Origin of the sequence: Noviherbaspirillum malthae (assembly GCF_015352985.1) — a bacterium.
In the GTDB taxonomy this organism is placed as follows: domain Bacteria; phylum Pseudomonadota; class Gammaproteobacteria; order Burkholderiales; family Burkholderiaceae_D; genus Noviherbaspirillum; species Noviherbaspirillum malthae.
In genome coordinates this window covers 235,995-262,726 of sequence record NZ_JACYXF010000001.1, presented here as the reverse complement: position 1 = coordinate 262,726, position 26,732 = coordinate 235,995, and the positions used below count along the sequence as shown (strand labels likewise).

The 26,732-nt window shown below is 61.9% G+C and carries 25 protein-coding genes and 1 tRNA gene; 10 read left to right on the top strand and 16 right to left on the bottom strand.

The genetic code is table 11. The features are described from left to right. Positions 1 to 72: 72 nt before the first annotated feature. Together rpmA and rplU are read right to left on the bottom strand one after the other, a co-directional pair. Positions 73 to 330, bottom strand: coding sequence for a 50S ribosomal protein L27 (rpmA, locus tag IGW03_RS01290; protein WP_194720691.1), 258 nt, complete (start codon positions 328 to 330; stop codon positions 73 to 75). A 36-nt stretch (positions 331 to 366) separates the two neighbouring features. Beyond that, positions 367 to 678 (bottom strand): 50S ribosomal protein L21, encoded by a 312-nt coding sequence (rplU, locus tag IGW03_RS01285; protein ID WP_057290114.1) that lies wholly within the window; start codon positions 676 to 678, stop codon positions 367 to 369. 276 nt (positions 679 to 954) lie between these two features. Here rplU and ispB point away from each other — a divergent pair, with 276 nt between their 5' ends. The 9 genes from ispB to yacG all read left to right on the top strand — a co-directional run bounded on the left by ispB (position 955) and on the right by yacG (position 9,183). Beyond that, positions 955 to 1,905: an octaprenyl diphosphate synthase gene (gene ispB, locus IGW03_RS01280; RefSeq protein ID WP_194721185.1), complete on the top strand. Its 951-nt coding sequence runs from the start codon at positions 955 to 957 to the stop codon at positions 1,903 to 1,905. A 35-nt stretch (positions 1,906 to 1,940) separates the two neighbouring features. Next, positions 1,941 to 2,017, top strand: a tRNA-Pro gene (locus IGW03_RS01275). Positions 2,018 to 2,145: 128 nt separating this feature from the next. Then, positions 2,146 to 3,411 (top strand): HlyC/CorC family transporter, encoded by a 1,266-nt coding sequence (locus IGW03_RS01270; RefSeq protein ID WP_194720690.1) that lies wholly within the window; start codon positions 2,146 to 2,148, stop codon positions 3,409 to 3,411. A 229-nt stretch (positions 3,412 to 3,640) separates the two neighbouring features. After that, a complete protein-coding gene (gene pilB / locus IGW03_RS01265; RefSeq protein WP_228534883.1) occupies positions 3,641 to 5,332 on the top strand; it encodes a type IV-A pilus assembly ATPase PilB in 1,692 nt (563 codons plus the stop codon). Between the two features lie 16 nt (positions 5,333 to 5,348). Further along, on the top strand, positions 5,349 to 6,581 hold the full coding sequence (locus IGW03_RS01260) for a type II secretion system F family protein (protein ID WP_194720688.1): 1,233 nt from the start codon (positions 5,349 to 5,351) through the stop codon (positions 6,579 to 6,581). Beyond that, entirely contained in the window at positions 6,581 to 7,447 is an 867-nt protein-coding gene (locus tag IGW03_RS01255; RefSeq protein WP_194720687.1) for a prepilin peptidase, read from the top strand. The genes IGW03_RS01260 and IGW03_RS01255 overlap by 1 nt, the downstream gene beginning before the upstream one ends. Positions 7,448 to 7,467: 20 nt before the next feature. Next, positions 7,468 to 8,094: a dephospho-CoA kinase gene (gene coaE / locus IGW03_RS01250; protein WP_194720686.1), complete on the top strand. Its 627-nt coding sequence runs from the start codon at positions 7,468 to 7,470 to the stop codon at positions 8,092 to 8,094. A gap of 139 nt (positions 8,095 to 8,233) precedes the next feature. After that, complete coding sequence (gene zapD / locus IGW03_RS01245; RefSeq protein ID WP_194720685.1) at positions 8,234 to 8,989, top strand: cell division protein ZapD; 756 nt, start codon at positions 8,234 to 8,236, stop codon at positions 8,987 to 8,989. Between the two features lie 8 nt (positions 8,990 to 8,997). Beyond that, the gene (yacG, locus tag IGW03_RS01240; protein WP_194720684.1) at positions 8,998 to 9,183 is read left to right on the top strand and encodes a DNA gyrase inhibitor YacG; all 186 of its coding nucleotides are present in this window, start codon (positions 8,998 to 9,000) and stop codon (positions 9,181 to 9,183) included. A gap of 34 nt (positions 9,184 to 9,217) precedes the next feature. Here yacG and IGW03_RS01235 read toward each other — a convergent pair whose 3' ends face one another. The 8 genes from IGW03_RS01235 to IGW03_RS01200 form a co-directional block, all read right to left on the bottom strand. After that, a complete protein-coding gene (locus tag IGW03_RS01235) occupies positions 9,218 to 10,795 on the bottom strand; it encodes a sigma 54-interacting transcriptional regulator (protein ID WP_194720683.1) in 1,578 nt (525 codons plus the stop codon). An 85-nt stretch (positions 10,796 to 10,880) separates the two neighbouring features. After that, positions 10,881 to 11,405 (bottom strand): Rrf2 family transcriptional regulator, encoded by a 525-nt coding sequence (locus IGW03_RS01230; protein WP_194720682.1) that lies wholly within the window; start codon positions 11,403 to 11,405, stop codon positions 10,881 to 10,883. Further along, positions 11,402 to 12,697 (bottom strand): D-amino acid dehydrogenase, encoded by a 1,296-nt coding sequence (locus IGW03_RS01225; RefSeq protein WP_194720681.1) that lies wholly within the window; start codon positions 12,695 to 12,697, stop codon positions 11,402 to 11,404. The genes IGW03_RS01230 and IGW03_RS01225 overlap by 4 nt, the downstream gene beginning before the upstream one ends. A gap of 272 nt (positions 12,698 to 12,969) precedes the next feature. Beyond that, on the bottom strand, positions 12,970 to 13,377 hold the full coding sequence (locus tag IGW03_RS01220) for an NUDIX domain-containing protein (RefSeq protein ID WP_194720680.1): 408 nt from the start codon (positions 13,375 to 13,377) through the stop codon (positions 12,970 to 12,972). 12 nt (positions 13,378 to 13,389) lie between these two features. Beyond that, positions 13,390 to 14,265, bottom strand: a complete 876-nt coding sequence (locus IGW03_RS01215; protein WP_194720679.1) for an ATP-binding protein — start codon at positions 14,263 to 14,265, stop codon at positions 13,390 to 13,392. A 17-nt stretch (positions 14,266 to 14,282) separates the two neighbouring features. Further along, the gene (argJ, locus tag IGW03_RS01210) at positions 14,283 to 15,521 is read right to left on the bottom strand and encodes a bifunctional glutamate N-acetyltransferase/amino-acid acetyltransferase ArgJ (protein ID WP_194720678.1); all 1,239 of its coding nucleotides are present in this window, start codon (positions 15,519 to 15,521) and stop codon (positions 14,283 to 14,285) included. A 167-nt stretch (positions 15,522 to 15,688) separates the two neighbouring features. After that, positions 15,689 to 18,454, bottom strand: coding sequence for a preprotein translocase subunit SecA (gene secA / locus IGW03_RS01205; RefSeq protein ID WP_194720677.1), 2,766 nt, complete (start codon positions 18,452 to 18,454; stop codon positions 15,689 to 15,691). Between the two features lie 216 nt (positions 18,455 to 18,670). After that, positions 18,671 to 19,624, bottom strand: coding sequence for a M23 family metallopeptidase (locus IGW03_RS01200; RefSeq protein WP_194720676.1), 954 nt, complete (start codon positions 19,622 to 19,624; stop codon positions 18,671 to 18,673). Between the two features lie 52 nt (positions 19,625 to 19,676). Here IGW03_RS01200 and IGW03_RS01195 point away from each other — a divergent pair, with 52 nt between their 5' ends. Beyond that, a complete protein-coding gene (locus tag IGW03_RS01195) occupies positions 19,677 to 20,189 on the top strand; it encodes a DciA family protein (RefSeq protein ID WP_194720675.1) in 513 nt (170 codons plus the stop codon). A 66-nt stretch (positions 20,190 to 20,255) separates the two neighbouring features. Here IGW03_RS01195 and lpxC read toward each other — a convergent pair whose 3' ends face one another. The 6 genes from lpxC to IGW03_RS01165 form a co-directional block, all read right to left on the bottom strand. Then, on the bottom strand, positions 20,256 to 21,191 hold the full coding sequence (lpxC, locus tag IGW03_RS01190) for a UDP-3-O-acyl-N-acetylglucosamine deacetylase (RefSeq protein WP_194720674.1): 936 nt from the start codon (positions 21,189 to 21,191) through the stop codon (positions 20,256 to 20,258). 160 nt (positions 21,192 to 21,351) lie between these two features. Continuing rightward, positions 21,352 to 22,836, bottom strand: coding sequence for a glycerol kinase GlpK (gene glpK, locus IGW03_RS01185; RefSeq protein ID WP_194720673.1), 1,485 nt, complete (start codon positions 22,834 to 22,836; stop codon positions 21,352 to 21,354). Between the two features lie 124 nt (positions 22,837 to 22,960). Beyond that, positions 22,961 to 24,685, bottom strand: a complete 1,725-nt coding sequence (locus tag IGW03_RS01180; protein ID WP_194720672.1) for an ABC transporter substrate-binding protein — start codon at positions 24,683 to 24,685, stop codon at positions 22,961 to 22,963. Positions 24,686 to 24,773: 88 nt separating this feature from the next. Further along, complete coding sequence (locus tag IGW03_RS01175) at positions 24,774 to 25,058, bottom strand: DUF2160 domain-containing protein (protein ID WP_194720671.1); 285 nt, start codon at positions 25,056 to 25,058, stop codon at positions 24,774 to 24,776. 1 nt (position 25,059) lies between these two features. Continuing rightward, positions 25,060 to 25,863 (bottom strand): carbohydrate ABC transporter permease, encoded by an 804-nt coding sequence (locus IGW03_RS01170; RefSeq protein ID WP_194721184.1) that lies wholly within the window; start codon positions 25,861 to 25,863, stop codon positions 25,060 to 25,062. After that, entirely contained in the window at positions 25,863 to 26,732 is an 870-nt protein-coding gene (locus IGW03_RS01165; protein ID WP_194720670.1) for a carbohydrate ABC transporter permease, read from the bottom strand. Before IGW03_RS01165 ends, IGW03_RS01170 begins: the two co-directional genes overlap by 1 nt.

The following is a 26,732-nucleotide window of genomic DNA, read 5'->3' as shown; positions in this document are numbered from 1 at the left end:
AAAAGGCCCTACCGCCGGCAGAGCCTTTTTGATGGAAGGCTTTCGCCTTGCTGCTGCTTCGTCTTGTCAGGCTTATGCCGGCTCGACGATGACAGTGTGACGCTGCTGAGCGCCCTTGGTGGTGAACTTCACCTTGCCGTCGATCAGCGCGAACAGGGTGTGATCCTTGCCCATGCCGACATTTTCACCAGCGTGCAGGCGTGTGCCGCGCTGACGAACGATGATGCCGCCGGCATTGATTGCCTGGCCGCCGTAGACCTTGACGCCCAGTCGTTTCGACTCGGAATCGCGGCCGTTGCGCGTGGTGCCGCCGCCTTTTTTGTGTGCCATTTCAGACTCCTTGGTATCCGGTTAGCTCGTCAACGATTAAGCGTTGATCGAGACGATTTGCAATTCGGTGTAGTTTTGACGATGGCCCTGGCGCTTCTGGTAGTGCTTGCGGCGGCGCATCTTGAAAATTTTCACCTTGTCGTGGCGACCGTGCGCCACTACCGTAGCCTGGACCTTGGCACCTTCAACCAGCGGCGCACCAAATTTGATGGTGTCACCAGCGCCCACTGCGAGCACTTGATCAAGGGTGATTTCGGAACCAATGTCTGCCGGTATCTGTTCTACTTTAAGTTTTTCGCCAGCTGCAACCTTATATTGCTTGCCGCCGGTTTTTATGACCGCGTACATGTGAAACCTCATCAGATAGGATAAAAGAACTTTTTCTCCCGCCGCGAAAACTTGCATATCCGCAATCGGGAAAACCCCTGATTATACATGGACTTAGGATGAGCGTCAAAATGCTTTGAGCTTCCGTTTGGCGATACTGCCGGTACTTGACGCTTCGAAAACTCCGGGAAGCAGTTCGCGGACAGCGATGCTTGTCATCGTATAATTCCGGAAATTCATGATTTCGCAGGTTTCATCTTGTCTGCTCCCTCCCAGCCATCGTTTCAACAAAGCGTCATCCAGCCGATTGCCTCCGACATGGAGGCCGTCAATACCGTTATCCGCCAGCAGCTGCATTCGACGGTTCCGCTGGTCAACCAGATTGCGGAATACATCATCAGCGCCGGCGGAAAACGCATCCGCCCCATGCTGGTGCTGCTGACCGCAAATGCATTCGGCTACCGCGGCACCCATCACCATGACCTCGCGGCCGTGGTGGAATTCATCCATACCGCCACGCTGCTGCATGACGATGTGGTGGATGAGTCCTCGATGCGCAGGGGCCGCGAAACCGCGAATGCGATGTTCGGGAATGCCGCATCGGTCCTGGTGGGCGACTTCGTGTACTCAAGGGCTTTCCAGATCATGGTGGCGGTGCAGAACATGCGCGTGATGCAGATTCTCGCGGACGCAACCAATGTGATCGCCGAAGGCGAAGTGCTCCAACTGCTCAACATGCACGATCCGGATGTGACCGAGGAACGTTACCTGCAGGTCATCCGCTCCAAGACCGCCAAGCTGTTCGAGGCCGCCGCCGAACTGGGCGCCCTGATTGCCGGCGCCTCCGAGACGGACATTGCCGCCGCCGCCGAATACGGGCGCTCGCTCGGCACCGCCTTTCAGCTGATCGACGATGTGCTGGACTACTCCGGCAATGCCGGCGACATCGGCAAGAACATCGGCGACGACCTGCGCGAAGGCAAGCCCACCCTGCCGCTGATCCATCTGATGCAGCACGGCACCGCGCAGCAGCGGGAACTGGTGCGCGCCTGCATCACGAACGGCGATGAACAGCATTTCGATGAAATTCTTTCCGCCATCACCACGTCCGGCGCGCTCGACTATACGAAGCGGGAAGCCGAGAAAGCGGCCGACCGTGCCGCGAATGCGATTGCTGCATTCGGAAATAGCCAATTCAAGGATTCTTTGCTACAATTGTGCGCTTTCGCAGTCGACCGAAATCACTAGCCGGTTTTAGCACGGCCGATTCGGCGAATTGCAAGCGGGGTGTAGCTTAGCCTGGTAGAGCGCTACGTTCGGGACGTAGAGGCCGGAGGTTCGAATCCTCTCACCCCGACCAATCTTGCATTGGCATGGAGTTCCAAAACTTCCACAGAAAACTTCCCGGCGATTACGGTTTTTCCGTATAGCCACCAGCCGGGATTCGTTTTCAAGCGGTCTTCATGCACACTTTCATCGGATGATCCGTTGGACTCAGTCCCCTTATGGGCCCAGCTACTGGGTCTCGCCTTCCTCTTATTTCTTTCCGGTTTTTTCTCCATATCCGAAACGGCAATGATGGCGCTGAGCCGCTTTCGCATGCGGCATCTGGCTTCGGCCGGCAGCAGGCGCGCCAAGCTTGTTCTGCACCTTCTCGAACAGACGGAGCGCCTGCTCGGCGTCATCCTGCTCGGCAATAACCTGATCAATTCGGCCGCGTCGGCACTGGCGGCGACATTTGCCATCTACTACTTCGGCGAAAGCAAGTATGCGCTGGCGCTGGCGTCGACCGCCGTGTCGTTCGCAATCATCATCTTTGCCGAGATCACGCCGAAGGTCATCGGGGCAGCCTATCCGGAACACATCGCCATGTTCGTCGCGCCGATTCTGCGCTTTCTGATGGTGGTGATGAATCCGCTGGTCTGGCTGACCAACCTGATCGTCAAGTTCCTGCTGCGCCTGATGCGCATTCCCGAGAAAAGTTCGGAGAGCTCGGTGTCGACGGAAGAGCTGCGCTCCATCGTGCTGGAAAGCGGCCATTTCATCCCGCAAAAGCACAAGAGCATTTTGCTGAACCTGTTTGCGCTGGAAGACCTGTCGGTCGAGGATGTGATGACGCCGCGCGCCCAGATCGAGGCGCTGAACCTGTCCATGCCGGTCGAAGACATCAGGCATCAGCTTGCCACCTGCTATCACAACAAGCTGCCGGTGTACGAAGGCGAAATCAACCGCATCGTCGGCATCCTGCATGTGCGCAAGGCCATCGCGCTGCTCGAGCAGGAAGCCGAACTGACATCGGAGCACTTCCGGCAGCTGCTGACGCCGCCCTACTTCATTCCCGAAGATACCGGCGTCTTTGCCCAGCTCCAGTACTTCCAGGAGAATCATGAAAGGCTGGGCCTCATCGTCGACGAATACGGCGAGGTGCAGGGCCTGGTGACGCTCGAAGACATCATTGAGGAAATGATCGGAGAGTTCACCACCTCGATGCCGGGCACGACGCGGGCGGACGCCTTCGCCTGGGACGAGAAAGGCGAATGCCTGGTCGAAGGCGTAACCACGCTGCGCGACCTCAACAAGCATCTCGGCCTGAATTTCCCTCTCGACGGGCCGAAAACGGTGAACGGCCTTCTTCTTGAAGAGCTGCGCGACATTCCGGAAGCCAGCGTCGGCCTCAAGATGAGCGGCTGCATCATTGAAATCATCCAGGTCCAGAACCAGGCGATCAAGGTCGTCAAGCTGATCAAGCCCTGAGCACGCTTCCCGCGCGCTCGGCATTTCCCGCAAGGCGGCAGTCCAGGGGAAGCGGATCGTTCCCAGGATGTGACAGATGGCGTGCACTATTGATATCAGTTTGTCACATTTACTTTACAAATCAGATGCCTATAGGCATCATCTAATGCAATTTGGACGACTCTGACCTCATCCCGGCTCACTTATCACCATGGCGGCGGTTCTCCCCAATCAGGCAGCAAATGCGGTGATGTCCGGCCTTGCGCGCGCGCTTGTGCAAGCCGGCAAGCTGACCTCGCAGCAGGCCGACACGCTCGGCAAGCAGGCTGCGGCTGAAAAGCTGCCCTTCATCGATGTCCTCCTGCAAAGCGGCAGCATCGATGCCCGCGCGCTCGCTGCATTCTGCTCCGAGACCTTCGGCTATCCGATGGCGGATTTCACCGCCTTCAATCTGAATCATCTGCCGCAGAACATCATCGACGCCAAGCTGGCGCAGAAACAGCGCGTCATCGCCCTTTCCAAGCGCGGAAACAAGGTGGCGGTCGCGATATCCGATCCGACCAACACCCATATCCTGGATCAGATCAAGTTCCAGACCGAACTGACGGTGGAACCCATCATCGTCGAACATCCGGTTCTGGTGCAGCTGATCGAAAAGCTGGGCAAGACCGCCGAGGAAAACCTCGACGAACTGATCGGCGACGACCTCGACATCGATCTCAGTGAAGTGGAGGCCGCCGCGCCGCCGTCGGGCGAAACGCTGAATGCAGATATCGACGATGCCCCGGTCGTCAGGTTCCTGCAGAAGGTGCTGATGGATGCGATCAACATGGGCGCATCGGACTTGCACTTCGAGCCGTTCGAGAAGTTCTACCGCATCCGCTTCCGGGTCGATGGGGTCCTGCGCGAGATTGCGCAGCCGCCGCTGGCGATCAAGGAAAAGCTGGCGTCGCGCATCAAGGTCATTTCCAAGCTGGACATCTCGGAAAAGCGCGTGCCCCAGGACGGGCGCATGAAGCTGGTGGTTTCCAAGAACAAGGCGATCGATTTCCGGGTCAGCACGCTGCCGACGCTGTTCGGCGAAAAGATCGTGATGCGTATCCTGGACCCGAGCCAGGCGCAGCTGGGCATCGATGCGCTGGGTTACGATCCGGACCAGAAGGAATTGCTGCTCAAGGCAATCGAACGCCCCTACGGCATGGTGCTGGTGACCGGCCCGACCGGCTCGGGCAAGACGGTCTCGCTCTACACCTGCCTGAACATCCTGAACAAGCCGGGCATCAACATTTCGACGGCGGAAGATCCCGCCGAAATCAATCTGCCCGGCGTCAACCAGGTCAATGTCAACGACCGCGCCGGCCTGACCTTCGCCGCTGCGCTCAAGGCCTTCCTGCGCCAGGATCCGGACATCATCATGGTGGGCGAGATCCGCGATCTCGAAACGGCCGACATCGCCATCAAGGCGGCGCAGACCGGCCACATGGTGTTTTCCACGCTGCACACCAACGATGCGCCGTCGACGCTGACGCGCCTGATGAACATGGGCGTGGCGCCGTTCAACATCGCGTCGTCGGTCATCATGATCACCGCGCAGCGGCTTGCGCGCCGCCTGTGCACCTGCAAACAGCCGGTGGTCATACCCGACGAGGCGCTGCTGGAAGCGGGCTTCAGGGAAGACGAGCTGGACGGCACCTGGACGCCCTACAAGCCGGTGGGCTGCGAGCGCTGCAGCGGCAGCGGCTACAAGGGCCGCGTCGGCATCTACCAGATCATGCCGATCTCCGAGGACATCGAGCGCATCATTCTCGCCCACGGCACGGCCATGGAAATCGAGGAGCAGTCGCGGCGCGACGGCGTGAAGACGCTGCGGGAATCCGGACTGGTCAAGGTCAAGCAGGGATTGACGAGCCTGGAAGAAGTGCTCGGCTGCACCAACGAATAGCAACAGGGAGAAAACGATGGCAATCACGGCCAGCAGAAGCGCCGGCGCCGCAGGCGTCAAGGAACAGGTCTATCTGTGGGAAGGCAAGGACAAGTCCGGCAAGATCGTCAAGGGCGAGCTGCGCGCCAACAGCGAAACCATCGTCAACGTGACGCTGCGCCGCCAGGGCATCCTCGTCACCAAGGTCAAGAAGAAGACTTTTTCCAGCGGCAAGAAGATCACCGACAAGGACATCACCCTGTTCACCCGCCAGCTGGCAACGATGATGAAGGCCGGCGTGCCGCTGCTGCAATCCTTCGACATCGTGGCCAAGGGCCATGCCAATCCTTCCGTCGCCAAGCTGATTCACGACATCCGCACCGACATCGAAACCGGCAGCAGCCTGAACCAGGCGTTCCGCAAGTTTCCCCTGTATTTCGACAGCCTGTTCTGCAACCTCGTCGCCGCCGGCGAGCAGGCCGGCATCCTGGAAGACCTGCTGACCCGCCTCGCGGTCTACAAGGAAAAGACCCAGGCCATCAAGGGCAAGATCAAGTCGGCACTGTTCTATCCGGTCTCCATTCTGGTGGTGGCCTTCGTCGTCACCTCGGTGATCATGATCTGGGTGGTGCCGGCGTTCAAGGATGTGTTCAAGAGCTTCGGCGCCGACCTTCCGGCGCCCACGCTGTTCGTGATGGCGATTTCGGATTTCTTCGTCGCCAACTGGTACATCATTTTCGGCGGGCTGTTTGCCGGCCTCTATCTGTTCTTCCAGTCGTGGAAGCGCTCGCCCCAGGTGCAGCGCGTGATGGACAAGGTGCTGCTGCAGGCGCCGATTTTCGGAGAAGTCATCCGCAAGGCGACCATCGCCCGCTGGACTCGCACGCTGGCCACCATGTTCGCCGCCGGCGTGCCCCTGGTGGAGTCGCTCGACTCGGTCGGTGGCGCCTCGGGCAACACCATCTATATCGATGCGACCAAGAAGATCCAGACCGAAGTCAGCACCGGCACCAGCCTGACCGCAGCAATGCAGAATTCGAACGTCTTCCCCAACATGGTGACGCAGATGGTGGCCATCGGCGAAGAGTCCGGCGCGCTCGACCAGATGCTCGGCAAGGTGGCCGATTTCTTCGAGGCGGAAGTCGATGAAGCCGTCGAATCGCTGTCGAGCCTGATGGAACCGCTCATCATGGCGATCCTCGGCGTGCTGATCGGCGGTCTCGTCATTGCGATGTACCTGCCCATCTTCAAGCTGGGAGCCGTGGTCTGATGTTCGATCCGTATCTGTTTGCACCGCCGGCCAGCGTCATTCCTACCGTATTCGCCGGCGTGCTCGGCCTCCTGATCGGCAGCTTCCTCAACGTGGTGATCCACCGCGTACCCAGGATGATGCAGCGGGAGTCCGACAACTACGTCGCCCATGAAAGCGGAAAGCCGCTGCCGCACACCGACCGCTACAACCTGATGGTGCCGCGCTCGGCCTGCCCGCATTGCGGCCATCGCATCACCGCGATGGAGAACATCCCGGTGTTGAGCTACCTCGTCCTGCGCGGCAAGTGCGCCGAATGCAAGGCGCCGATCTCGGCGCGTTATCCGGCCGTGGAGCTGCTGACGGGCGCACTGTCCGCGTTCCTCATCTGGCGCTTCGGCAGCGGCCTGGCGGGCCTGGCAACCCTGCTGTTCGCCTGGCTGCTGATCGCGATGACCTTCATCGATGCCGATACCCAGCTGCTTCCCGACGACCTCACCCTGCCGCTGCTGTGGTGCGGTTTGCTGGTCAACCTGAACGGTACCTTCGTGCCGCTGTCCGACGCCGTGATCGGCGCCGCTGCCGGCTATCTGGTGCTGTGGTCGGTCTACTGGCTGTTCAAGCTTGCCACCGGCAAGGAAGGCATGGGCTACGGCGATTTCAAGCTGCTGGCCGCACTCGGCGCCTGGCTCGGCTGGAAAATGCTTCCGGTTATCATCCTGCTGTCTTCGCTGGTCGGCGCGGCGGTCGGCATCGCGCTGATTGCATTTGCCAAGCACGGCCGCAACAATCCCATTCCCTTCGGTCCCTATCTCGCCGTCGCCGGCATGATTGCGCTGCTCTACGGCAAGCAGCTGACGCAAGCCTATCTCGGCTTCGCGGTTTAATGGCATGTAGAATCGCGGGCATGGAACTAGGCAAACGCAGATTCTCGATCGGCCTGACCGGCGGCATCGGCAGCGGCAAGACGACCGTGGCGAACATGTTCGCCGAGCGCGGCGCGGCATTGATCGACACCGACCTCATCGCCCATCAGCTGACCGCTCCCGGCGGCGGGGCCATCCCCGAGATCCATGCCCAGTTCGGCGCCGCCTTCCTGACCGCCGAAGGTGCGCTGGACCGCAGCCGCATGCGGCAATTCGTGTTCTCCGATCCCCAGGCCAAGTCGAGGCTGGAGGCAATTCTCCATCCGCTGATCCGCATCGAGACCGAACGCGCAGCGGACACGGCCCATGCGGCGCAAGCCGCCTACCTGATCTTCGTCGTTCCCCTGCTGGTGGAATCGTCCGGCTGGAAGGCGCGCGTCTCCCGCGTGCTGGTGGTCGACTGCTCCGAGGAAACCCAGGTGCGGCGAGTCATCAGCCGCAGCGGCTTGCCCGAACCGCAGGTTCGCGCCATCATGGCGGCACAGGCAACGCGCGCGCAGCGCCTAGCTGCAGCCGATGATGTCATCGACAACGACCGCGACACCGCTGCGCTTGAACCGCAGGTCGACAAGCTTCATCTCTTGTATAGCAGGCTGGCAAGGGAATAAGCGCGCCGGCAGCGCGGATGACCGCACGGGTCATGTTTCGTTACTCTTTTCGGCGTCCGGTCTATTTGTATTTTTTCATGGCTTCGTTCAGAATCACGTAATTATTTCCAGCCCACCTCTTGCCCAAAGGGAAGCCATTTTGATCACCTACGAATACCCTTTCAACGAGCGTATTCGCACACTGTTGCGGCTGGAAGACCTGTACGAGAAATTCGTTTTTTTCCTGCATCAGGAACATCCGCAGCATCACCATGTCGCACTGTCGACGATATTCGAGATGCTGGAAGTCGCCGGCCGCGCGGACCTCAAGTCCGATCTGCTGCAGGAACTGGAACGCCAGAAGCAGACGCTGCTCGGCTTCAAGGCCAATCCCAACGTGCTGTCCGAGCGCCTTGATGCAGTGCTTGCCGACATCGACCGCAGCAGCGCCGCGCTGATCTCCACCCAGGGCAAGACCGGGCAGAACGTCCGCGACAACGAATGGCTGATGAGCATCCGCGGGCGCACCATCATTCCGGGCGGCGCCTGCGAGTTCGATTTGCCGTCCTATTACGCCTGGCAGCATCGCAGCCCGCAGCAGCGCTACGACGACATCTCCAGCTGGTTTGCGCCGCTGGCGCCGCTGTTCGACGCGATCGGCCTGGTGCTGCGCCTGCTGCGCGAGTCCGGCAAGACGACGACCATGATCGCGCAGGCCGGCAGCTTCCAGCAGATGTTGCAAGGCAAGATCTACCAGATGCTGCGCCTGACCATCGATGAATCGCTGGGTGCGATTCCGGAGATGTCGGCCAACAAGTACATGCTGTGGGTGCGATTTACGCTGCAGGACGGCGACATGAAACCCAAGCCGTTCGAAAGCGACATTCCTTTTGAACTCACTCTTTGCAATTTTTGAGGTATGCGATGCCGACCGTAGTGGATTGCCCGACCTGCGGCAAAAAGGTCGAATGGACCGAAGCGAACAAGTATCGCCCGTTCTGCTCGGAGCGCTGCAAGCAGATTGACCTCGGCGCCTGGGCCGAGGAAAAATATTCGATTCCGGCGGTGAATCCCCCGAAGGATTTCGACGAAGACGGCACGCCGCGCTGATCGCCTATCGGCTCCGCTTCCGGCGTGCCGACTTCTAGTTTCCCGATGCCTTCGGGATGCCATATTTGCGCAGCTTGTTGGCGATCATCGAATGCGAAGTCTTCAGCCGCACCGCCAGCTTGCGGCTCGACGGATACTGCGGATAGAGCTTTTCCAGCAGGCTCCGCTCGAAATTCGCCACCGAGTTGTCCCAGTCTTCCGATGCCTGCGCCGCCTGCATTGCCCATCCCCGCTCCGTGCCGGCCGCCGGGCGCACTCCCCCTTCCGCGAGATCCAGATCGGTTTCGTCGAGCACGCGCTTGTCGGTCATCGTAATGGCGCGAAACATTACATTCTGCAATTGCCGCACGTTGCCGGGCCAGTGGTAGGAGACCAGGGCGGCGCAGGCCTGCGCACCCAGCCTGCAAACAGGCTTCTGCGCCTGGGCGGAAGCGCGCTCGATGAAATGGCGGGCCAGCGGCAGGATGTCATCCGGCCGTTCGCGCAGCGGCGGCACTTCGAGCTGCAGCACATTGAGCCGGTAATACAGGTCTTCGCGAAATGCGCCTTCGGCCACCATCTTGCGCAGGTTGCGGTGGGTGGCGCTGATGATGCGCACGTTGACCCTGATCTCGCGGTCGCTGCCGATGCGGCGGAATTTGCCGTCGTTCAGGAAGCGCAGCAGCTTGGCCTGCAGATAAAGCGACATCTCGCCGATCTCGTCGAGGAAGACGGTGCCGCCATCGGCCATTTCGATCAGTCCGGGCTTGCCGCCGCGCTGGGCGCCGGTGAAGGCGCCGGACATGTAGCCGAACAGTTCGCTCTCCGCCAGGCTCTCGGGCAGCGCCGCGCAGTTCAATGCCAGGAACGGCGCATTGGCGCGCTGGCTGGCGGCATGGCAAGCCTGGGCAACGAGCTCCTTGCCCGTGCCTGTCTCGCCGACGATCAGCAGGGGCGCATCGACGGTCGCCACCCGTGCGGCGCGGGCCTTGAGCGCCCGTATCGGCTCCGCATCGCCGATGAGGACATCGAAGCCGCCGCCGCCGTGCTGCAGCGCATGCAGCCGCCCGCCGAGGCGGCGCGGCGCATGCAGGGTGATGACGCCGCCGATGGTCTGGCCGAGCGCGGAGTCGAGCGCCTCGGATACCGGCGTCACTTCCAGCAGGAAGGGCTCGCCGTGCAGCCGGACTTCGCGCGCAGGCGCCAGGAAATTGCCGGCCAGGAGTTCTTCCTGCAGCGCCGCCTCGCCGAACAGCTCCTCCAGCGCCTTTCCTTCCAGTTCAGTCTCCTGCAGATGCGTGACCGAAGCCGCGGCGGCATTGGCGGCGACGACCCGCCCCGCCGCATCGACCGCCATCACCGGATCGGCCATCACGGTCATGAGCGTATCGAGATGCAGGCGCCGCCGCGCGCCGGGCAGCACGTCGACGACAACGACATTGAGTACGCCGGCAATGCCGAGAAAGTCCTGGCGCAGCGAGGGAAGCAGTTCGGAAGTCAGCTGCGGAATATCGATGAAGACATCGGAGGAATCGACCTCTACCGCCACCACGTTCATGTTGCGGCGGGCGAGCACGGCGAGGATCTCGTGGGCGATGCCGACGCGGTCGGCAAACTGGACATCTATCCGCATGGGTTCCGGTATGAGGTTGCGCAGGCGGTGCCTTTTACGGCACCTGCAATGTGACTGCCATCATAGGGCAAGTCCGGCGGATTCTCTATATCGGCTCGGTCTGGTAGCCGCGCGACGCCGACAGGCCGGCATGCCAGCCGGAGGCATGCGACATCGCTTTCAGGCGCGACAGGTCGAACGACTGCAGATGCTGCAGGACGAGCTGGTTGACGGCCATGGTGGCCTGCATCAGCAGCAGCTCGACGCCGGCATGGGCTGCGCCGTCCGCGTCACTGCGCTTTCTTGCCGATGGCGGCTCGGTCTTTGCCGCCGACACGGAAAGAAAGACGTCGGCCAGCGTGAATGATTCAGGTGCGCAGGGACAGCTCCAGGCATCCTTGCACTTGCCGTCGACGATGACCAGGCCGGATTCGCGCAGGGAGGCGAGCAGAGTCCGCACGGTACGCGGGGATTGCCCGCAGGCTTCGGCCAGCTGCCCCGCCGTCAATGCTCGCGGACTGGCCAGCACAAGGCGGGCGAGCAGTTCGATCGCCATGGAAAAACGTGTGTGCAACAACAAATCACCAAGGATGAATTCCTGCAGGACGGGTTCCATGGCGCGGGCGTTCATGCATGCGCCTCTTGCGGTGAGGAGATGGACGCGCCGGCGCTGCCGTAGCGGTTGAGGAAGAGGCCTTCGGTATCGATTTCCGGCCGTCTGCCCGAAACGAGATCCGCCACCAGGCGCCCCGATCCGCAGGCCATGGTCCAGCCCAGCGTGCCGTGGCCGGTATTGAGGAACAGGTTGCGGTAAGGCGTCGGACCTACCACCGGCGTGCCGTCGGGCGTCATCGGCCGCAGGCCGGACCAGAACTCGGCACGCGCCACGTCGCCGCCGAGCGGGAACAGGTCCACTACCGAATGTTCAAGAGTTTCGCGCCGCGAATTGTGAAGGCTGAGGTCATAGCCGGCGATCTCGGCCGTGCCGCCGACCCGGATGCGGTCGCCGAGGCGGGTGATCGCGACCTTGTAGGTTTCATCCATGATCGTGGATTCGGGCGCATGGGCGGCGTCATGAATCGGTACCGTGATTGAATAGCCCTTGATCGGATAGACGGGAATGCGGATGCCGATATCGCGCAGCAGCAGCGGAGAATAGCTGCCGAGCGCCACCACATAGCTGTCGGCCTTCAGGTCGCCCTGCGCGGTCCTGACGCCGGTGATCCGCCCGCCTTCCGCAATCAGCCGCTCGATCGACACGCCATAGCGGAAGTTCACGCCCGCCGCTTCGGCAAGTTCCGCAAGGCGCTGGGTGAACTTGAAGCAGTCGCCGGTTTCATCATTCGGCAGGCGCAGCGCGCCGACGAATTTCCCCTGCACATGGGCCAGCGCCGGCTCCACCCCGATGCAGCCGCGCGGGTCGAGCACTTCGTAGGGGACGCCATAGCGCTGCAGCACGGCGATGTCCTGTGCCGATGCGTCGAGCTGCTTCTGGGTGCGGAACAGCTGCAGGGTGCCCTGGGTGCGCTCGTCATAGCGGATGCCGGTTGCGGCGCGCAGGTCGATCAGGCAGTCGCGGCTGTACTCGGCCAGGCGCACCATGCGGCCCTTGTTGGTTTCGTAGCGGGCGGCGGTACAGTTGAGCAGCATCTGGAAAACCCAGCGCCACATGTCGCGGTCCAGCGAAGGGCGGATCACCAGCGGGCTGTGGCGCATCAGCAGCCACTTCAGGGCCTTGACCGGAATGCCGGGTGCCGCCCAGGGCGCGGAATAACCGGGAGAAACTTCTCCCGCATTGGCATAGCTGGTTTCCAGCGCGGCCGCCGGCTGGCGGTCGATGACGGTCACTTCATGTCCGGCATTCGCCAGGTAATGCGCCGTGGCGGTGCCGATCACGCCGCTGCCGAGTACGATGATTTTCACAATGCTTTCCCCAATCAGTGTTGGCGGCCGTGACGGAAACCGGCCGCGCCGTTGGAAAGCATTTCAGCAACATATGTGCCAAAGGAAAAACCCTTGCGGATTCAAGGACTTAGTCAAGAAACCCGGACAGCGGCGCGGATCAGCCGTACACGAATCGATACACCGCTGTTCTCTTGGCCATTTTTCTCTTTTGTTTCAATGGCTTGGACGCGCGTATACGTATGTGTACAGCGTATTGAAATGAATACAGCATGTGATGAGGTTGGAAGGATTCAGGCGTAACGCACCTTGTCCAGCCATTCGATGAGAGGAATGGTAGCGGGCAGCAGAGGCTCGACACCGAGCGTGCCCTGCCAGGCAAACGCCTGGCCTTCCAAGCTTTGCGGCTCGCCGGCCCATTCGCGGCTGATGTAGAAATGCAGACGGACATGGGCGTGCGGGTAGACATGCTCGACGCCGCACCAGGGCTCGGCCGAAACGATGTCGATACCCAGTTCCTCGACGAACTCGCGCTTGAGCGCATCGAGTATCGATTCGTCCGGCTCGACCTTGCCGCCCGGGAATTCCCAGTAACCGGCATAAGGCTTGCCGTCCGGACGCTGGCCGAGCAGAACGTCGCCGTTGGGTTTCATCAGGATGCCGACGGCGACGTCGATGGGTGAAGCGGACTTGGCGGTCATGAGAAAAACAGCTTAGCGTGCCGTCTTGCCTGCGTGGTCGCGGGCGAATTGAAACGCGACGCGGCCGGAGCGGGAACCGCGCTGCAGCGCCCAGCGCAGCGCGTCGGCGCGGGATTCCTCGACCTGCCGGTCATTGCAGCCGAAATGGCGCAGCCAGTGGGCGACGATATCGAGATAGTCGTCCTGCTTGAACGGGTAGAACGAGACCCACAGGCCGAAACGCTCGGACAGGGAAATCTTCTCTTCCACCGTTTCGCCGGGATGCAGGTCGCCGTCTTCGGTATGGGTATAGCCGGCGTTGTCAGACATGCGCTCGGGCAGCAGGTGGCGGCGGTTCGACGTCGCATAGATCAGCACGTTGTCCGACTGTGCGGCGATGCTGCCGTCGAGCGCCACCTTCAATGCCTTGTAGCCGCTCTCGCCTTCCTCGAAGGACAGGTCATCGCAAAAGATCACGAAGCGCTCGGGGCGGGACGCCACCAAGTCAACGATGTCGGGCAGGTCGCCGAGATCATCCTTGTCGACTTCGATCAGGCGCAGGCCGCGGTCGGCGAACTGGTTCAGGCAGGCCTTGATCAGCGAAGACTTGCCGGTGCCGCGCGCGCCCGTCAGCAGCACGTTGTTGGCCGGGCGGCCTTCGACGAACTGCCGGGTGTTCTGCTCGATCTGCTGCTTCTGCGCTTCGATGTTGTGCAGGTCGGACAGCGCGATGCGCGCCGGATGGGCCACTGGCTGCAGGTAGCCGCGCCCATTCTTGCCGCCCTGCTTGCGCCAGCGGAATGCGGTGCCCGCGTTCCAGTCGGGTGCCGGGGTGGCAGAGGGAAGATAGGTTTCTATGCGGGCGAGCAGCGCTTCTGCCCGCGCCAGGAACTGGTCGAGTTGCGTCATGGAGTCGATCGGTACGGTCAGGAACGGTAATCGGCGTTGATGCTGACATAGTCATGCGACAGGTCGCAGGTCCAGATGGTCGCCGCGGCACTGCCGCGCGCCAGCCTGACGCGGATCGTGATTTCGCTCTGCTTCATCACGCGCTGGCCGTCTTCTTCCTTGTAGTCGGGATTGCGGCCGCCATCCTTGGCGACCCAGACATCGTCCAGATAGAGGTTGATCTTGCTGACGTCGAGATCGCCGATGCCCGCATAGCCGATCGCCGCGAGAATGCGGCCGAGGTTGGGGTCGGAGGCGTAGAACGCCGTCTTGACCAGCGGCGAGTGACCGATCGAATAGGCGATCTGGCGGCACTCGTCGGTGCTGCTGCCCTCTTCCACCGTGATGGTCATGAACTTGGTCGCACCCTCGCCGTCGCGCACGATCATCTGTGCCAGTTCCTGCGAAATCGCCGTGACCGCGGCTGACAGCTCCGCATATTCGGCCGAGCCGGCATCGGTCACTTCGAGCTGGCCGGCGCCGGTGGCGATCAGCATGAAGGAGTCGTTGGTCGAGGTATCGCCGTCGATGGTAATGCAGTTGAAGGACTTGTCGGCAGCCTCCTTCACCATGCGCTCGAGCAGCGGCTGGGGCACCTTCGCATCCATCGCGAGATAGCCGAGCATGGTGGCCATGTTGGGCTTGATCATGCCTGCACCCTTGCTGATGCCGGTCATCGTGACGCTCTTGCCGGCGATGGTCACGGTGCGCGATGCCGCCTTCGGCTGCGTGTCGGTGGTCATGATGGACTCGGCCGCGTTGTACCAGTTGTCGGTCTTGAGATTGGCGATGGCCTGCGGCATGCCGGCCTTGATGCGGTCGACCGGCAGGGGTTCCAGGATCACGCCGGTGGAGAACGGCAGGATCTGCGACGCATCGCAGCCGAGCAGTTCCGCCAGCGCGGCGCAAGTGGCATTGGCATTGGCCAGGCCGGTCTCGCCGGTACCGGCGTTGGCATTGCCGGTGTTGATCAGCAGCGCGCGGATGGGCGCGGAGGACGATGCCAGTTTTTCGAGATGCGTTTTGCAGATCTGCACGGGTGCCGCGCAGAAACGGTTCTTGGTGAAGACGCCGGCAACGGTTGCCGTCGGCGCCAGACGCATCACCAGCAGGTCCTTGCGGTTGGCCTTGCGGACGCCGGCCTCGGCATGGCCGAGCTCGATGCCGGCGACGGGTTTCAGGTTGGCGGGAACGGGAAGCGGAAGATTGACGGCCATGGCAGCGTTGCTCGCGGGGCAATTGGACAAGAGCGTTATTGTAAACGCATCGGGCGCTTGATGCGCCGGTGCTGCAGCATCAGGCGCATGCGAGGCCGGCAATGAAAAAAGGGCAGGTTGCCCTGCCCTTTCATGCCTGCTTCATTCGCGCAGTGCAACTGCGACGATCAGCTCAGCTTGCCGTGGCACTGCTTGTACTTCTTGCCGCTGCCGCAGGGGCAGGGATCGTTGCGTCCGACCTTGGGCAGGTTCGCGGCTTCGGCCTGCCGCTGCGCCTCGTCGGCGGTCGCCACAGGCGCCATCAGCTCTTCCGGCGCCGCATTCGGATTGAAGTCGGCATGCTGGAAATGCATGTTTTCCACCTGCGAATGCGACAGCTGCTCCTCGACGGCATCGATTTCCTCGCGCGACTGGATGCGGACCGTCATCACGATGCGCACCACCTCGTTCTTGATCAGGTCCAGCATCTGGCCGAACAGTTCGAAGGCTTCACGCTTGTATTCCTGCTTCGGATTCTTCTGCGCATAGCCGCGCAGATGGATGCCCTGGCGCAGATGGTCCAGCGCCGCCAGGTGCTCGCGCCAGTGGGTATCGATACTCTGCAGCATGACGCTGCGCTCGAAGCCGCCGAAGGCTTCCTTGCCGATGACTTCGACCTTGGCGTTGTAGGCATCGTCGGCAGCCTTCAGCACGCGCTCCAGCAGGTCTTCATCGGTCAGGTTGGGTTCGGCTTCCAGCATCTTCGACAGCGGGACCTCGAGCTGCCACTCATTGGCCAGCAAGGTCTCAAGTCCCTTGATGTCCCACTGCTCTTCCATCGAGTCGGCCGGAACGTATTCGCGGAACAGGTCGCTGAACATGCCCTGGCGCAGCGCGGCGATCATCTCGGAGACTTCGTGCGCTTCCAGCAGCTCGTTGCGCTGCTGGTAGATCACCTTGCGCTGGTCGTTGGCGACGTCGTCGTATTCGAGCAGCTGCTTGCGGATATCGAAGTTGCGGGCTTCCACCTTGCGCTGCGCGGATTCGATCGAGCGGCTCACGATGCCGGCCTCGATCGGCTCGCCTTCGGGCATCTTGAGGCGGTCCATGATGGCGCGCACGCGGTCGCCGGCGAAGATGCGCAGCAGCGGATCGTCGAGCGACAGGTAGAAGCGGGAGGAGCCCGGGTCGCCCTGGCGTCCGGAACGGCCGCGCAGCTGGTTGTCGACGCGCCGCGATTCATGGCGCTCGGTACCAATGATATGCAGGCCGCCTGCGGACACGACATGATCGTGCAGCGACTGCCATTCATCGCGCAGGGTCTTCGCCTGCGCCGCCTTGTCGGCCTCGCTCAGGTTGGGATCGCTTTCGATGATCTGGATCTGTTTCTCGACATTGCCGCCCAGGACGATGTCGGTGCCGCGGCCCGCCATGTTGGTGGCGATGGTGATCATCTTCGGACGTCCGGCCTGGGCGACGATTTCCGCCTCGCGTGCATGCTGCTTTGCATTCAGCACGTTGTGCGGCAGCTGCGCCTTGGTCAGGATGCCCGACAGGAGTTCGGAGTTCTCGATCGATGTGGTGCCCACCAGCACCGGCTGGCCGCGCTCGTAGCAGTCCTGGATGTCTGCGAGCATCGCGTTGTACTTCTCCTGCGCGCTCTTGTACACCTGGTCCTGGCGGTCCTTGCGCTGGCTCGGACGGTTGGGCGGAATGACCACGGTCTCCAAGCCGTAGATTTCCTGGAATTCGTAGGCTTCGGTATCGGCGGTGCCGGTCATGCCGGCCAGCTTGCCGTACATGCGGAAGTAGTTCTGGAAGGTGATCGAGGCCAGCGTCTGGTTCTCGTTCTGGATCTTGACGCGTTCCTTGGCTTCGACCGCCTGGTGCAGGCCTTCCGACCAGCGGCGGCCGGTCATCAGGCGGCCGGTGAATTCGTCGACGATCACCACTTCGCCGTTCTGCACCACGTAATGCTGGTCCTTGTGGTACAGCGTGTGGGCGCGCAGCGCGGCGTACAGGTGATGGATCAGGGTGATGTTGGCCGGGTCGTACAGCGAGGCGCCTTCCGGCAGCAGGCCCATGCGGGTCAGGATCTGCTCGGCCTTCTCGTGGCCGGCCTCGGTCAGCAGCACCTGGTGGGCTTTCTCGTCCTTGGTATAGTCGCCGGGCACTTCGACCTTGCCCTTGCCGTCCGGCGTTTCTTCGCCGATCTGCAGCGTCAATTGCGGCGGCACGTCGTTCATCTTGACGTACAGGTCGGTATGGTCTTCGGCTTGGCCGGAAATGATCAGCGGCGTGCGCGCCTCGTCGATCAGGATGGAGTCGACTTCATCGACGATCGCAAAATTCAGGCTGCGCTGCACGCGGTCGTTCGTATCGTAGACCATGTTGTCGCGCAGATAATCGAAGCCGAACTCGTTGTTGGTGCCGTAGGTGATGTCGGAAGCGTAGGCGGCCTGCTTGACGTCATGCGCCATCTGCGACAGGTTGATGCCGGTGGTCAGGCCCAGCCAGCCGTACAGCCTGCCCATCCATTCGGCGTCGCGCTGGGCGAGGTAATCGTTGACGGTCACCACGTGCACGCCCTTGCCGGACAGCGCATTGAGATAGGCCGCCAGCGTCGCCATCAGGGTCTTGCCCTCGCCTGTTCCCATTTCGGCAATCTTGCCGTAGTGGAGCACCATGCCGCCGATCAGCTGCACGTCGAAGTGGCGCATCTTGAGCACGCGCTTGCTGGCCTCGCGGCAGACCGCGAAGGCCTCCGGCAGGATGTCGTCGAGGGAAGTGCCCTTGGCGATGCGTTCCTTGAACTCCGGCGTCTTCGCCTGAAGCTCCGCATCCGACAGCTTTTCCATGGCCGGCTCGAGCGCGTTGATCTCGCGGACGGTCTTTTGGTATTGCTTGACCAGTCGCTGGTTGCGACTGCCGAAAATCTGGGTCAGTAATGACATGCTTGAATTCTGATTAATGGCCCGCGAGTCTCGGGAGTGGCATAAGCTCGCAGTGTCCGAACCTTGGCTAAATTGCGGATTCTATCATGCAGCCCGCCAAGCTCAGCTTGATCCGGAATCAGACCCTTGCAGGCGGGCGCCGTCTGCTTGTTGCAGGGGAACATGGGGATTGATGGGCGGGAAACAATAGCCGCATCGACAATATCGCCGGCGGCATCAATTCCTGGCTGCCAGCGCAGCCAGCTTGGCCTGGTCCGCACCTGCGGCCAGGAATTTGTGCGGGTCCTGCTGCACGCCCTTGACCAGCACTTCGAAGTGCAGGTGCGCGCCGGTGGAGCGCCCGGTCGAGCCAATGTCGGCGACATGCTGGCCGCGATTGACGATGTCGCCGAGCTTCGCATGCAGGCGGGAGGCATGGGCATAGCGCGTGACCATGTCGTTGCCGTGGTCGATTTCGAGCATGTTGCCGAACTGGTGATGGTATTCCGCCGCGATCACGACGCCGCCGGCGGCTGCCACGATGGGCGTGCCCGGCATCGCTGCGAAGTCGATGCCTTCATGAAAGGTGCTGCGGCCGGTGAAAGGATCGAGGCGCCAGCCAAAGCCGGAAGCGTTGTAGCTGACATTGACCGGCTGGGTGGTAGGCAGCAGCTTGGACCGGATCTTCTGGCTCATGAGCGTGCTTTCCACCACGTTCATGTAGTCCGCCCGGTGTTCCACGTCCTTTGCGGTGGCTTCCAGCAGTTGCTGGAATTCATTCATGCTCAGGGGCTTGTCCTTGACGCCCGACGGTTCGGCCCCTCCCCGCCCCGGCAATTCCCTGAAGTTGAATTCCTGCGGCTTGACGCCGGCCAGTCCCTGCACCCGCTCGCCGAGCGCATCGAGGCGCATCAGCTGGGCCTGCATTTCCCCGAGCTTCGTGGCCATGGCCGTCAGGTTTTCCTTGACGTATCTGTCTTTTCTGTCGGTGTCGTCCTGGGTGGCGGAGACCAGTGCTTCCTTGACCAGGGGAATATCAAGTTCGGTGGCGTGGCGGAAGGTGAAGTAGTAGAAGAGCGAAGCCGATGCGATGACTGCGGTGATGAAAGCCAATGCGGCAAGCAGCAGATGCCAATGGGTAAGCGTGACAGACTTGGCGTTAAAACGCGGGTGCAACAGGATAATTTGCATTACGACTCCTGCGATTCGTCCATCATGGATGAGGTGTGATAAGGTTCCGGGCATGACTCGCCCGCCCTCATTTCTCAACTTTCAGCCAGCCACAAGAACAACGCGCGGTTCATCTAAACGAACCGCTCAAGGCGTAACCGATTATTTGCGCGCCGATGACAAGATGGCTGCGCTGTTGCCTGCAGTGAAACGGATGTCCGCTCTGCAACAGGATTGCAGGGCAATTCTTCCCGCGGTGTTTGACGTCTGTTCCGTGGTGCAGTTCGACGCCGGACAACTTGTTTTTTCGATACCGAACGCCGCGCTTGCGGCAAGGCTCAAGCAGCAGTTGCCGAAATTGCAAGAGGCCCTGCTGCAGCGGGGCTGGCAGGTTAGCGCAATAAGGTTAAAAGTGCAAGTCAGAAAGGCTGTCGAAAGGCCAAGGCCGGTCAAGCAGCTGAAGCTGCCTTCGCAGGCCCTGTCGGCGCTCGCCAATCTCAAGGAATCGCTGGAAGATTCCCCGCAGAACGAAGCGCTGAAGGCGGCGCTGGACGCGATGGTGAAGCGGCATCACGGCAATCGCTGAGCGCCGCATGGCGCCGCACAGGCAGGACGCGTCTGCGGTGCGTGACGACTTGATCAGTTTATAAAATCAGTTGAATGCCCATTCCTGCCGCGTCTGCTGCGCATAGGCAAGCGGTGCGCCTTCGACCGAGGAAAAGGTGACGATCTCGTAAGCATCGGGATGGGCCAGCAATTCGCGCAGCAGGAGATTGTTGAGCGTATGCCCGGATTTGTGGGCGGTATAGCTGGCCAGCAGCGGATGGCCAATCAGGTACAGGTCGCCGATGGCGTCGAGGATCTTGTGCCGCACGAATTCATTGTCATAGCGGAGACCGTCGGCGTTGAGGATGCGGTACTCATCCATCACGATCGCGTTTTCCAGCGAACCGCCGCGTGCCAGACCCATGCCGCGCAGGGTTTCCACGTCCTGCATGAAGCCGAAGGTGCGGGCGCGCGCGATTTCCTTGACATAGGATTCCGCCTCGAAATCGACTTCCGCATACTGGCCGGTGGCATCGACGGCGGGATGATTGAATTCGATGAAGAACTTCAGGCGGAAACCGTCGTATGGCTCGAGGCGCGCCCACTTTTCCTGCGCGCCCTTGCCTTCGCGGACTTCCACCGGCTTTTTTACCCGGATGAATTTCTTGGGAACGTTCTGTTCCTGCAGCCCCGCCTGCTGCAGCAGGAAGACGAATGAAGCGGCCGAGCCGTCCATGATGGGGATTTCTTCGGCGGTGACGTCGACATACAGGTTGTCGATGCCGAGTCCGGCGCAGGCCGACATCAGATGCTCTACCGTCGAAACCCTTGCCCCGTCGCGATCGAGCACCGAAGCCATGCGGGTATCGCCGACGCCGGTGGCGCTCGCGGGCAGGTCGACCGGAGGATTCAGGTCGACGCGGCGGAAGACGATGCCGGTATCCGGCGCCGCCGGGCGCAGGGTGAGCTCGACCTTGGTGCCGGAGTGCAGACCGACGCCGGTGGTCTTGACAAGTTGTTTGACGGTTCTTTGTGTGAGCATCGTGGAAGTATAGCAACTAACCCATGGGTCAGTTGTTAAGGGATGTAAGCCCTGTTGGACTTACACCACGATTAAGTACTTCCCGGCAAGAGCATTGGTGAAACGACAGGCAATGCCATGGCGCGGGTGCGCGCCATGCGGTTTGTGCAGTTTCCGGATGTCATTCCAGCCACTGCTGGGAACGCTGCACCGCGCGCCGCCATTGCGCCAGCCGCTCGGCCCGCTCGTCGGCCGGCATCACCGGTTCGAAGCGCTTTTCCGCCTGCCATTGCGAAGCGATTTCCTCCTGAGACTGCCAGTAGCCGACCGCGAGCCCGGCCAGATAGGCCGCGCCCAGGGAAGTGGTTTCGGTGACGGTGGGCCGCACCACCGGTACGCCGAGCACGTCGGCCTGGAACTGCATCAGCAGGTCGTTGCGCGCCGCGCCGCCGTCCACGCGCAGCTCGGTCAATTCGATCGCGGCGTCGCGCTGCATCGCTTCCAGCACATCCGCGCTCTGGTAGGCGATGCCGGCGAGCGTGGCCCGCGCGATATGCGCCTTGGTAGTGCCGCGGCTGATGCCGACGATGGTGCCGCGCGCATAGGCATCCCAGTACGGCGCGCCGAGGCCGGCGAACGCGGGCACGAAGAAGACGCCGCCAGTGTCGGGCACGCTCTGCGCAAGCGCCTCGACCTCGGCCGAGGTGTTGATGATGCCGAGGCCGTCGCGCAGCCACTGCACCGCCGCGCCGGCATTGAAGACGCTGCCTTCGAGCATGTAGTCCGACTGGCCGCCGATCGTCCAGCCGACCGTGGTCAGCAGGTTGTTGCGCGAGGCGATCGCCTGCTTGCCGGTATTGAGCAGCATGAAACAGCCGGTGCCGTAGGTGTTCTTCGCCATGCCGGGCCGGTGGCAGGCCTGCCCGAAGGTGGCGGCCTGCTGGTCGCCTGCGATGCCGGCAATCGGAATCGCCGCGCCGAACAGGTCCGGATTGCATTCGCGGACGATGCCGCTGCTCGGCACGACCTCGGGCAGCAGGCTGGCAGGCACGTCGAGCAGGGCCAGCAGTTCCTCGTCCCATTGCATGGTGTGGATGTTGAACAGCAGGGTGCGCGAAGCATTGCTGGTATCGGCCACATGCCGTCCGCACAGCTTATAGATCAGCCAGGAATCGACGGTGCCGAAGGCGAGTTCGCCGCGCTCGGCCCGCGCACGGGCGCCGGGCGTATTGTCGAGCAGCCATTTCAGCTTGGTGCCCGAGAAATAGGCATCCACCACCAGGCCTGTCTTCTGCTGGAAGATTTCACCCTTGCCCTGTTCGCGCAGCGCATCGCACAGGCCGGCGGTTCTATGGTCCTGCCAGACGATGGCATTGGCGACCGGCTCGCCGCTCCTGCGGTCCCACAGCACGACGGTCTCGCGCTGGTTGGTGATGCCGATGGCTGCGATGTCGGAGGCAGCGACGCCGCTCTCCTTCAACACCTGCTGCGCCACCGCCAGCTGGCTCTGCCAGATTTCGCCGGCATCGTGCTCCACCCAGCCGGAGTGCGGAAAGATCTGCCGAAATTCGCGCTGCGCGACGCCCCGCGGCACGCCCGCATGGTCGAACAGGATGGCGCGCGAGCTGGTGGTGCCCTGGTCGAGGGCAAGGATGTATTGAGTCACCGGTGACACTCCATGATGATGCCGATTGCGGAACGACGGACAAACCAGACAACGTAAGCGGCAGGCACGGCTTGCGCCGCACCTGCCATCTGCCTTCGCGCTTCAACTTCCAAAGCGCATGATATTACTTCACGCGGCCTTCCTTCCAGGCCTGCAGCAGCTTGTCATAGGCAATGGTTTCGCCCTTCGGCTTTTCGTTGGCCAGCTTCTTCCACGGCGCGCCGGTATCGGACAGGTACTTGTTCGGATCGCCCTTCGGATTGAGCTTGGGCGCGCAGTTCTTCATGCCCGCGCGTTCCAGGCGCGCCATCACCTGATCCATTTCCTCGGCCAGCGTATCCATCGCCGCCTGCGGCGTCTTCTCGCCGGTGACCGCGGTGGCGACATTCTTCCACCACAGCTGCGCCAGCTTCGGATAGTCGGGCACGTTGGTGCCGGTCGGCGTCCATGCCACGCGCGCCGGGCTGCGGTAGAACTCGATCAGGCCGCCGTACTTCGCCGCATTCTTGGTGAAGTATTCATGGCGGATGTCGGAGTCGCGCACGAAGGTCACGCCGACAATCGACTTCTTCAGCGACGTGGTCTTGGCATTGACGAACTGCGCATACAGCCAGGCGGCCGCCTTGCGGTCATCCGGCGTCGACTTGAAGAAGGTCCAGGAGCCGACGTCCTGGTAGCCGTTCTGCATGCCGTCCTTCCAGTAGGGGCCGTGCGGTCCGGGAGCCATGCGCCACTTCGGCGTGCCATCCTGGTTGATGACGGCGGCGGCCTTGGTCATCGGCGCGGTGAAGGCGGTGTACCAGAAGATCTGCTGCGCGATCTCGCCCTGCCCCGGCACCGGGCCGGCTTCGGAGAAGGTCATGCCGTTGGCCTGCGGCGGCGCGTATTTCTTCATCCAGTCGACATACTTGGTCAGCGCATACACGGCCGCCGGCGAATTGGTGGCGCCGCCGCGAGAAACCGAGGCGCCGACCGGCGTGCACTTGTCGTTGGCGACGCGGATGCCCCATTCGTCAACCGGCAGCCCGTTCGGGATGCCCTTGTCGGCGGTGCCGGCCATCGACAGCCAGGCATCGGTGAAGCGCCAGCCGAGCGACGGGTCCTTCTTGCCGTAGTCCATGTGGCCGTAGACCTTCTTGCCGTCGATTTCCTTGACGTCGTTGGTGAAGAAGTTGGCGATGTCTTCATAGGCCGACCAGTTGACCGGCACACCGAGATCGTAGCCGTACTTGGCCTTGAACTTGTCCTTCAGGTCCTGGCGCTCGAACCAGTCGGCGCGGAACCAGTAGAGGTTGGCGAATTGCTGGTCGGGCAGCTGGTAGAGCTTGCCGTCGGGCGCAGTGGTGAAGCTGGTGCCGATGAAATCCTTGAGGTCGAGGTTGGGGTTGGTGAATTCCTTGCCCTTGCCGTTCATGTAGTCCGACAGCGGTTCGATCGCGCCGTAGCGGTAATGGGTGCCGATCAAGTCGGAATCCGAAATCCAGCCGTCGTAGATGCTCTTGCCCGACTGCATCGAGGTCTGCAGCTTCTCGACGACGTCGCCTTCCTGGATCAGGTCGTGCCTGACGGTGATGCCGGTGATTTCGGTAAAGGCCTTGGCCAGGGTCTTGGATTCATAGACGTGGGTGTCGATGGTTTCCGACACCACGCTGATTTCCTTGACACCCTTGGCCTTGAGCTTGTCCGCGGCGGCGATGAACCACTTCATCTCTTCGAGCTGCTGCTGCTTGCTCAACGTGGACGGCTGGAATTCCTGGTCCACCCATTTCTGGGCAGCCTGCATGTCGGCCCAGGATGCGCCCGAAGCCAGCATGGCCGCCGCCGCAAATGCTGTCAGTTTGAGTTTCATATCTCCACCTTTTTATATCCTTCCCACAGAAGGGAGCGCGAGGCGGCGGAAAGGAATCCGCCCCGCGCCGGCAAGCCCATAACCTGGGTCAGCCCCAGCGCATCACAATCAACAACACGACAAATCCGATGACCGCGCCGACGGCCTGATGCAGGTCGGTCAGGCCGGCCCAGATCAGGTTGATGTAGGCGGCGGTCAGCAAGCCGATGAACAGGCGGTCGCCGCGGGTGGTGCTGATGGGCAGAAAGCCCTTGCGCTCCACCGTCGGCACGCGCATTTCCCAGACCGTCATGACGATCAGCATCAGCACGATCAGGCTGAAGAAGACGGCCACCGGCGGCGTCCAGGCCATCCAGGCCAGCATGTTTTCCATGTCACACCCTCCCCATGGCGAAGCCCTTGGCGATGTAGTGCCGGACGAACCAGATCACCAGCGCGCCGGGCACGATGGTCAGCACGCCGGCCGCGGCCAGCACGCCCCAGTCCATGCCGGCCGCCGACACGGTGCGCGTCATGGTCGCGGCGATCGGCTTGGCGTTGACCGAGGTCAGCGTGCGCGCCAGCAACAGCTCGACCCAGCTGAACATGAAGCAGAAGAACATCGTCACGCCGACGCCCGACTTGATCATCGGCAGGAAGATCCTGATGAAGAATTTCGGGAAGCTGTAGCCGTCGATGTAGGCGGTCTCGTCGATCTCCTTCGGAATGCCGGACATGAAGCCTTCCAGAATCCATACCGCCAGTGGCACGTTGAACACCATGTGCGCCAGCGCCACCGCCAGGTGGGTATCCATCAGGCCGACCGTCGAATACAGCTGGAAGAACGGCAGCAGGAATACCGCCGGCGGCGTCATGCGGTTGGTCAGCAGCCAGAAAAACAGGTGCTTGTCGCCGAGGAAGGTATAGCGCGAGAACGCATACGCCGCAGGCAGGGCCACCGCCACCGACAGCACCATGTTGATGGCCACGTAGATGATGGAATTGATATAGCCGTCATACCAGGACGGATCGGTGAAGATGGTCTTGAAGTTGTCGAAGGTCAGGTGGCTCGGCCACATCGTCAGCGCGCCAGTGATTTCCTCATTGGTCTTGAGCGACATGTTGAGCATCCAGTAGATCGGCAGCAGCGACAGCAGCAGGTAGACGATCAGGATCGGTGCGGTCAGGCGTTTGCTCATCATTTCTGGTCTCCCGTGCCGACGCGCTGCATCCAGTTGTAGAGCAGGAAGCAGAACAGCAGAATGATCAGGAAGTAGATCAGCGAGAAGGCCGCCGCCGGTCCGAGGTCGAACTGGCCGACCGCCTTCTGCGTCAGGTACTGCGACAGGAAGGTGGTGGCATTGCCGGGCCCGCCGCCGGTGAGCACGAAGGGTTCGGTGTAGATCATGAAACTGTCCATGAAGCGCAGCAGCACCGCGATCATCAGCACGTTGCGCAGCTTGGGCAGCTGAATGAAACGGAACACCGCCCAGCGCGAGGCGCCGTCGATGCGCGCCGCCTGGTAGTAGGCATCGGGAATGGCGCGCAGGCCGGCGTAGCACAGCAGCACCACCAGCGGCGTCCAGTGCCAGATATCCATCACCAGCACGGTGATCCAGGCATCGAGCGAATCGCCGGTGTAGTTGTAGTTCATGCCGAGGCTGTTGATGCCGTAGCCGAGCAGGCCGATGTCGCCGCGGCCGAAGATCTGCCAGATGGTGCCGACCACGTTCCAGGGAATCAGCAGCGGCAAGGCGATCAGCACCAGCGACAGCGATGCCTTCCAGCCTTGCGCCGGCATGCTCAATGCAATCAGGATGCCCAGCGGAATCTGGATTGCGAGCACCGACAGCGAGAACAGCATCTGCCGGTACAGCGCGCCGTGCAGTTCGCTGTCGCGCATCACCATCTTGAACCATTCGGTGCCGACGAACACATGCTGGGTCGGACTCAGGATGTCCTGCACCGAGTAGTTGACGATGGTCATCAGCGGCACGATGGCCGAGAAGGCGACGCAGAGGATCACCGGCAGGATCAGGAACCAGGCGCGATTGTTCTGGGTTTTCAT